The following is a 6487-nucleotide window of genomic DNA, read 5'->3' on the forward strand; positions in this document are numbered from 1 at the left end:
TATGCTGATAGAACGTTATAATGAAGTGAAAGAACATGTGAAAGAAGCTTGCGAACGCGTGGGGCGAGATCCAAGAGAGGTTACAGTCATTGCCGTCAGCAAAACAAAGCCATTAGAGATGGTGGAAGAGTTAAGAAAAGAAAAAGTTCTGGATTTTGGAGAAAACAAAGTACAGGAGATCAGAGATAAGTATGCAAATATCAGCTGGCCGGTAAGATGGCATCTGATCGGACATTTGCAGACAAATAAGATCAAATATATTGTAGATAAGGTAGCATTGATCCATTCTGTGGATTCTGTAAAACTGGCACAGGCAATTGATAAAGAAGCAGTAAAACACAATGTTAAAGAGGTTCCAATTCTTATTCAGGTTAACTTTGCACATGAAGATACTAAATTTGGATTAGATCCAAAGGACGTAGAAGATGTGATCAAAGAAATCTCAAAACTTGAACATGTAAAGATCAAGGGATTGATGCAGATTGCACCATTTGTTGATGATCCCGAAGATAACCGTAAATATTTTCGCGCGATGAAACAATTATCTGTTGACATCAAGAACAAAAACTTTGATAATGTAAATATGAGTATACTTTCCATGGGTATGACGAATGATTATGAGATCGCAGTAGAAGAAGGAGCGACAATGATCAGAGTTGGTACAGCAATTTTTGGAGAGCGCAATTATAACATATAGCGGAGGAAGATCGATGAAAGGTACAGTTGACAAACTGCTGAACTTTATGAAGCTGACAGAAGATGAAGAATACGATGAAGAGTATGAAGAATACGAAGATGAAGAAGAGGAAGAACCAGAGAAAGTAGGTTTTTCATTTTTTAAGAAGAAAGAAAAGGAACCGGTGGAAGAATCTGAAGAAGAAGTAAGCCAGCCTTTTGATCATGTATTAAGTAGGGAAGAGAAGAAGAAAAGGTTTACAAGTACTGGAAGCAAGGTGGTATCCATGAATGGAAGAGGAGTAGAAGTCTACGTTATCAAACCACAGGATTTTGCAGAAGCGCAGACAGCGGCAGATCTTTTAAAGAAAGGAAGAACTGTTGTGATCAATTTAGAAGGTGTGGAACTTACAGTTGCACAAAGAAGCATTGATTTTATTGGTGGAGCAACTTATGCGATCAATGGTTCCCTGCAGGCAGTATCCAACAACATTTTTATTGCAGCACCAGACAGTATTGAAGTCAGTGGAGACCTGAAAAGTGAGATCATGAATGGAAATACGATCTCACCACAATTAAAGTAAACATGAAAGAAGAATTATTAAAGAAACGACTTTTGGAACTGGCACAAAAATCATACAGCCAGAATGTTTATAAACATACACATTTTTTAAATGAATACGAACAGAGTATTTATCAAGATATGAAGAAAGAACTTGATTATGCACATCCACAGCTTGTTGGAGGACATGAACACTTTACAAGAGCTGTGGTACTGTTTGGTTCGAAAGAATTATTTGGTTATGAGGGTGAGATTCCATTGGCATGTGCCAGGATCTCACCTGTTTTTGATAAGTTTGCAGAAACATTAAGCCACAGAGATTATCTGGGTGCTTTAATGAATCTGGGGATTGAACGTTATCTGATCGGGGATATTCTTGTTGATGAAAAATGTGCTTATATTTTTTGTATGTCTCATATTATGGATTTACTAAAAGAACAGTTAGGACAGGTAAGGCATACAAGAGTAGCAGTAGAAGAAGTCGTATGGGAAGAAACAGGATATATTCAGAAATATAAGAGAAAAGAAGGGTTTGTGGCATCTATGCGGTTAGATGTTCTGGTGTCACAGGCATATGGACTTTCAAGAACATCAAGCGATAAGCTGTTAAAAGCCCAGAAAGTATTTCATAATGGAAGACTTTGTATATCATCAGGACAAAAGATCAGACAAGGAGATATCATATCAGTGAGAGGATATGGAAAGTTTCTGGTAGAAGATTTGGGCAAAACATCAAAAAAAGGCCGTCAGTTTCTTACACTGGCGATCTTTCAATAGGAGGAATATATGATTACACCAGTTGAAGTATTAGGAAAAGAACTAAAGAGGGGATTTGGCTATAAGGCAGTTGAGGTTGATGAATTTTTAGAAGATCTTGCAAAAGATTATGAAAAAGTTTACAAAGAAAATAATGAATTAAGAGAAAAAGTATCTGCACTGACAGAGAATTTAAGTCATTATCGTACAATTGAAGAATCATTAAAGAGAGCATTAGTTCTTGCGGAAGAAACATCCAAAGAAACGATTGAGAATGCAACACAGAAAGCCCAGACATTAGAAGCTGAAGCATCAAGAAATGCAAAAGAACTTGTTTCAGAGGCACAGGCAGAAGCAGATAAAATCAGAGTGAGTGCAAAAGAAGATTTCAAGGAAGAAAAAGAAAAACATGAACAAATGATCAAGAATTATCAGGAATTGATCCGAAAGCTAGAAAGTGATTATCAAAGCTATAAAGCAAGAATGAAACAGTTTATAAATGGACAGATGGATATTTTAAACAATCCTGTATATGAGATGGAATTTCAGATCGCAGGAGAGAAGGAAGAAGAGGAGCAGGATAAGAATCATGAACAATTTGGAAAAGAACAGTAAGATTGAGATTCGAACAGATGGTAGAAAATCATATGATATTATTTTGAAAGATTCTTTTGATGATTTTCTAAAACAGATGGAATTTCTGGAAATTGAACACAAGAAAATATGTATTGTAACAGAAAGCAATGTAGCCCCATTTTATTTAAAGCAGATGTATGACTTGATTTCTTCAAAGGCTGCGAAAACGATCACATTCAGCTTTGAAGCAGGAGAGAAACACAAACAGTTAAAGACGATAGAAGCGTTATATGAAGAACTGATCATTAACCATTTTGACCGTCAGGATCTTCTGATCGCATTAGGAGGCGGGGTTGTTGGTGATATGACAGGATATGCGGCGGCAACATATCTTCGAGGAATTGATTTTGTGCAGGTGCCAACAACATTGTTATCACAGGTGGACAGTAGTATCGGGGGCAAGACAGGAGTTGATTTTCTTCAATATAAGAATATGGTCGGTGCATTCCATCAGCCAAAGCTTGTATATATTAATACAGCGACATTAAAATCTCTGCCAGAGAGAGAATATTTTTCTGGAATGGGAGAAGTTATCAAACATGGATTGATCAAAGATGCAAAATATTATGATTGGATCAAAGATAATATTACACCGATCAAAGAAAGAGAACATGAAGCAGTAAGAGAGATGATCTATAGAAGCTGTCTGATCAAAGGAGACGTTGTAGAGCGTGATCCAAAAGAAAAAGGAGAACGTGCCTTATTAAACTTTGGTCATACGTTAGGACATGCAATTGAGAAATTAAAAGATTTTACATGGCTTCATGGAGAATGTGTGGCAGCAGGATGTTGTCTGGCAGCCAGAATATCGCAGATGAAAGGAAATCTTACAGAAGAAGAAGTAAAAGATATCAAAGAAGTGTTTATAAAGTTTGGTATGAATGGAGATATCAGTGAACTTTCTATTAAGGATATTATCAAAACAACGAAATCCGATAAGAAGATGGTTGGAGATAAAATTAAATTCATATTATTACATTCCATCGGAGAAGCATATATTGATATGAGTGTAACCGATGATGAAATGGAAAATGCATTAAAAAAATAACAGGGAAAGATAATGAAGAAGCATATAAAGATATTTAGTCTGATTATCATATTGATCATTGCAGACCAGCTGACAAAGCTTTGGGCATTAGCGGATCTGCGTGGCAGTGAGGGAATTCCTGTCATATCAGGGGTGTTTGAACTGCAATATCTTGAAAATCGCGGCGCAGCCTTTGGAATACTTCAAGATAAGCAGATCTTATTTTTGCTGATCACAGTGGCAGTGGCAGTATTGTTAACATATATCTCCATAAGAATACCAGAAGAGAGAAAATATACACCATTAAGAATCTGTTATGTATTACTGATGGCAGGTGCATTTGGTAATCTGATCGATCGTGTGGCAAGAGGTTATGTTGTAGATTTCTTTTATTTTAAACTGATTGATTTTCCTATTTTTAATGTGGCTGATATTTATGTTACAGTGACAATGGTATTACTAATAGGACTGATCTTGTTTTATTACAAAGAAGAAGACTTTGAATTTTTGAGCAGGAAAGGAAAACATGGACGAAACGATTGAAATTAAAGTGACAAGTGATCTGGCTGGAAAAAGACTGGATGTTATATTGGCAGAACAGTGTGATGATCTTACAAGAAGTTATATCAATAAACTGTGCAAGGAAGAACGTGCAAAGTTAAATGATAAGATTTCCAAAGGCAATAAGAAATGCAAAGAGGGAGATAAGATCACACTTCAGATACCAGAACCAGAAGAACTTGAAATCCTTCCAGAAAAAATGGATCTTGATATTGTTTATGAGGATCAGGATGTTATACTGATCAATAAACCGAAAAATATGGTGGTGCATCCGGCAGCAGGGCATTATACAGGAACTTTGGTAAATGGATTGATGGCACACTGCAAAGACGATCTGTCAGGAATCAATGGTGTACTGCGTCCAGGGATTGTTCACCGGATAGATAAGGATACAACGGGAATTCTGATCGTATGTAAGAATGATATGGCACATCAAAGCATTGCCAAACAATTATATGATCATTCGATCACAAGAAAATATCATGCGATCGTTTATGGAAATATTAAGGAAGAAGAAGGAACCGTAAATGCTCCGATCGGCCGCAGTTTGAAAGACCGCAAGAAGATGGGGATCGTTATGGATGGGAAACATGCAGTGACACACTACAAAGTTTTAAGAAGACTCAAAAAAGGTTTTACTTATATTGAGTGTCAGCTTGAAACAGGAAGAACCCATCAGATTCGTGTTCATATGGCATCGATCAAGCATCCTTTACTCGGAGATGATGTATACGGACCAAAGAAATCAAAATATACACTGGAAGGTCAGTGCCTTCATGCAAAGGTTTTAGGATTTGTACATCCAAGAACCGGAGAATACATGGAGTTTGAAGTACCACTTCCAGAGTATTTTGAAAAACTACTGAAGAAATTAGATCAATGACAGGAGGAGAAGGCACAATGAAACTTGGATTTATCGGATGTGGAAATATGGCACAGGCAATGATCACTGGAATTTTGAAACAAAATGTTGTAAGTCCAGATGAATTGATCGTATCAAACCCACACGAAGAAAAAACAGCAAAATTAAAAGAACAATTTGGAATCTTAACGACAACGGATAATAAAAAGACAGCAAAGGAAGCAGAGATTGTAGTGTTGGCTGTAAAACCTCAAGTGTATCCGGAAGTGATCAAAGAGATCAAAGATGAAGTTTCAACAGAACAGATCATCGTAACGATTGCTGCAGGAGTATCCATGGCGGCAACAGAACGCCAGTTTGGAAAAGAAATGAAGATTGTGCGTGTAATGCCAAATACGCCAGCACTTGTCGGAGAAGGAATGTCTGGATTATGCTGTAATGAATATGTGACAGAAGAAGAATTTGATAAGGTTCATCATATTTTCCAGAGTTTTGGAAAAGCTGAAAAGATTACAGAGAATCTGATGGATGCAGTTGTCGGAGTCAGCGGAAGCGGACCAGCATATGTTTATATGTTTATTGAGGCAATGGCAGATGCAGGGGTAGCACAGGGACTCCCAAGAAAACAGGCTTATACATTTGCTGCACAGACATTACTTGGAAGTGCCAAAATGGTATTAGAGACAGGGCAGCATCCAGGTGAATTAAAAGATGCCGTATGTTCACCAGCAGGAACAACGATCGAGGCTGTCAATACACTAGAGAAAAAAGGATTTAGAAGTGCAGTGATCGAAGCTGTCAATGCGGCGGCAAAGAAAAACCATGAGCTTGGGAAACCAAAAAAGAAAGAAAAATAAAAAAATACTTTACAAAACTAATATAATTATGATATTATATAGAAGTTAGTTAACCGATACTCAGATTTGGGCACTCCAACCCTTTCCTGGTATCTGGCGATCAATAGAATTCAAGGAGGAAAACACAATGATTTCATCAGAAAAGAAAGCAGAAATCGTAGCTAAATACGGTAAAGACGCAAAAGACACAGGTTCACCAGAGGTTCAGGTAGCAATCTTAACAGCTAGAATCAACGAGCTTCAAGATCATTTCAATCAGCATCCTAAAGATCATCATTCAAGAAGAGGACTTCTTAAGATGGTTGGTAAGAGACGTAACTTATTAGCTTACTTAAAGAGCAAAGATGTTGAAAGATATCGTGCATTAATTGAAAAATTAGGATTAAGAAAATAATCTTACAATACGAATTTAAGACCTGTTGTTACAGTCATGTGGCAGCAGGTTTTTATATTATAAGATAATATGTCAAAATAAAGGAATTTTCATATAAATAGATTGACAATTATTGGTTAAAATTAGGAACAACCTATTGAAATAGTTGACTTTATAC

Annotated in this window: 9 protein-coding genes; all 9 read left to right on the top strand. The window is 36.7% G+C overall.

From position 1 onward, the window contains the following. Position 1: 1 nt before the first annotated feature. Complete coding sequence (locus KE503_RS05240) at positions 2-697, top strand: YggS family pyridoxal phosphate-dependent enzyme (RefSeq protein WP_022375134.1); 696 nt, start codon at positions 2-4, stop codon at positions 695-697. A gap of 13 nt (positions 698-710) precedes the next feature. Beyond that, complete coding sequence (locus KE503_RS05245; RefSeq protein WP_022375135.1) at positions 711-1259, top strand: cell division protein SepF; 549 nt, start codon at positions 711-713, stop codon at positions 1257-1259. A 2-nt stretch (positions 1260-1261) separates the two neighbouring features. Continuing rightward, positions 1262-2014 (top strand): YlmH/Sll1252 family protein, encoded by a 753-nt coding sequence (locus tag KE503_RS05250; RefSeq protein WP_212384642.1) that lies wholly within the window; start codon positions 1262-1264, stop codon positions 2012-2014. A gap of 9 nt (positions 2015-2023) precedes the next feature. Next, the gene (locus KE503_RS05255) at positions 2024-2608 is read left to right on the top strand and encodes a DivIVA domain-containing protein (protein WP_022375137.1); all 585 of its coding nucleotides are present in this window, start codon (positions 2024-2026) and stop codon (positions 2606-2608) included. Further along, positions 2583-3677 (top strand): 3-dehydroquinate synthase, encoded by a 1095-nt coding sequence (aroB, locus tag KE503_RS05260; protein ID WP_055197307.1) that lies wholly within the window; start codon positions 2583-2585, stop codon positions 3675-3677. Before KE503_RS05255 ends, aroB begins: the two co-directional genes overlap by 26 nt. Positions 3678-3689: 12 nt before the next feature. Further along, positions 3690-4199, top strand: a complete 510-nt coding sequence (gene lspA, locus KE503_RS05265) for a signal peptidase II (protein ID WP_117944588.1) — start codon at positions 3690-3692, stop codon at positions 4197-4199. Beyond that, the gene (locus tag KE503_RS05270) at positions 4183-5100 is read left to right on the top strand and encodes an RluA family pseudouridine synthase (RefSeq protein WP_022375140.1); all 918 of its coding nucleotides are present in this window, start codon (positions 4183-4185) and stop codon (positions 5098-5100) included. The genes lspA and KE503_RS05270 overlap by 17 nt, the downstream gene beginning before the upstream one ends. Positions 5101-5117: 17 nt before the next feature. Beyond that, positions 5118-5936 (top strand): pyrroline-5-carboxylate reductase, encoded by an 819-nt coding sequence (proC, locus tag KE503_RS05275; RefSeq protein ID WP_212384643.1) that lies wholly within the window; start codon positions 5118-5120, stop codon positions 5934-5936. Between the two features lie 127 nt (positions 5937-6063). Further along, a complete protein-coding gene (gene rpsO, locus KE503_RS05280; protein ID WP_022375142.1) occupies positions 6064-6330 on the top strand; it encodes a 30S ribosomal protein S15 in 267 nt (88 codons plus the stop codon). The last annotated feature ends 157 nt before the right edge of the window (positions 6331-6487 follow it).

It is taken from the genome of Anaerostipes sp. Marseille-Q3525 (assembly GCF_018223505.1).
In the GTDB taxonomy this organism is placed as follows: domain Bacteria; phylum Bacillota; class Clostridia; order Lachnospirales; family Lachnospiraceae; genus Anaerostipes; species Anaerostipes amylophilus.